2 protein-coding genes are annotated in these 1,436 nt (G+C 57.9%); both read right to left on the bottom strand.

Annotated features, from left to right (window positions below; all coding sequences use genetic code 11):
• Positions 1-499 precede the first annotated feature (499 nt).
• A complete protein-coding gene (locus tag UK82_RS33920) occupies positions 500-754 on the bottom strand; it encodes a hypothetical protein (protein ID WP_055410931.1) in 255 nt (84 codons plus the stop codon).
• Positions 755-835: 81 nt separating this feature from the next.
• On the bottom strand, positions 836-1,436 hold a 601-nt coding region (locus UK82_RS32320), incomplete at its 5' end, for an RHS repeat-associated core domain-containing protein (protein WP_131729417.1).

A 1,436-nucleotide genomic window follows, 5' to 3' on the forward strand; every position in this document is an offset into this window, starting at 1 on the left:
GCCGGGCTGTCCCCCGACCCCGACGTGTAATGGTTCACCGACGTGGTCGACCCGTCCGACCACGACCGAACCCGCCGAGCCGGATCCAACGCATAGGACCTGGTCGACGAGCCCGACGGGCTCGCTGGCGACCAGATCGTTCACGTAGTAGCCGACATTGACCGACGACCCGGCCGGCGGACACGGATCCGTACATGAGACATATCGGAACCTCACCGGTTACATTGGTGCTATCACACGCACCCGCTTCCAGATCAGATCTCGTTAAGGCCGATCTACTCTAGACCTAATACCTTGCCTCACCAGTAGGCCCGTAACGACCCCAAACGGCAGAGCAGGACCTCGATATGAGGTACTAAGAAGCCAGAGCGAAAAGCCGGCAAAAGCAGCGGCGAACAGGAAATAGAGAAATGGCACCCGCCTTCGATGGGAGCCTAGGATGGCCTTCATCGTTCCAAGACATTGTTGATTGATGCGAGACGCCAATTCTTATGGCCTCCTATTCCGACAGGCCCACGAATCCAGCAAAGACAAAGAGAGTGCCAGAGATCAAAAAGATTCCCCCAAACACCCTCATCTGCCACGGTTTTGTTCGCCCATCGTATGCCTTGAACTCGCCACGCACACTGAAGTCGCGGATCCACCTCGGCCCTACCGTGTCATTCCAACGAGATACTCTCTCGGGAATCAGAAGCGAGATCAGCCCAGCACTAATCATCAGCACGCCAAATAGAGAGAAGAGTAGATCCTCCATTGGAGTCATCCTCCGATCATTCCCCGGTCGGACAGATGCCTGCAGGGGACCTCAAGGTCCCCTGCAGGCACGGAATCCGACTCAGCCACTGGGCATCATGTTCAATAGATTGAACTGAGTGTAGCCGAAGATCGCACCGTAGCCGACAACTCGACGGGCCGAAACACGACCCCGTCGCCTCGCAATCCTTACTGCTCCACCCGCCCTCACTTTCGTAATTTTTCCGACCGCTTTTTCGGACCGCGCAAGGGCCCCAAAACCACCATAGCCGAAGACTATATCGGCACCAAGGGTCCCGTAAGTCGACTTCTTACTCGCTCCTTGGAATCTACTACCGGCGTAGTCGAAACCGGTGGATGCGGCGATAAGACCAACTCCCACCCAACCACCGAACGGGATAGAAGCTACGCCCACGGCAAAGCCGGCATAGGAGAAGGCTTTCCCTATTCCCTTCCTGTGCTTCTTTATCCAATGCCTAATCGACCGGCCGTCGAGGTCGAAGGTGTTGTAGGGGTCCTGGTGGGCGTAGTCGTAGGCGTTGTCCGACCCGCCGGGGACCGGATCGGTCTGGAGGAAGCGACCGAGGTTGGGGTCGTAGAGACGGACACCCATCAGGGTGAGGCCGGACAGGGTGTCCCGGGAACGTTCCTTCGCGCCAAGCCAGCCGTACCGCGGATACGCC

It is taken from the genome of Frankia sp. ACN1ag (assembly GCF_001414035.1).
Classification (GTDB): domain Bacteria; phylum Actinomycetota; class Actinomycetes; order Frankiales; family Frankiaceae; genus Frankia; species Frankia torreyi.

What these genes read in the sequence shown, in the direction of transcription:
- UK82_RS33920 (WP_055410931.1), bottom strand. Translation starts at nt 754, where the DNA reads ATGGAGGATCTACTCTTCTCTCTATTTGGCGTGCTGATGATTAGTGCT.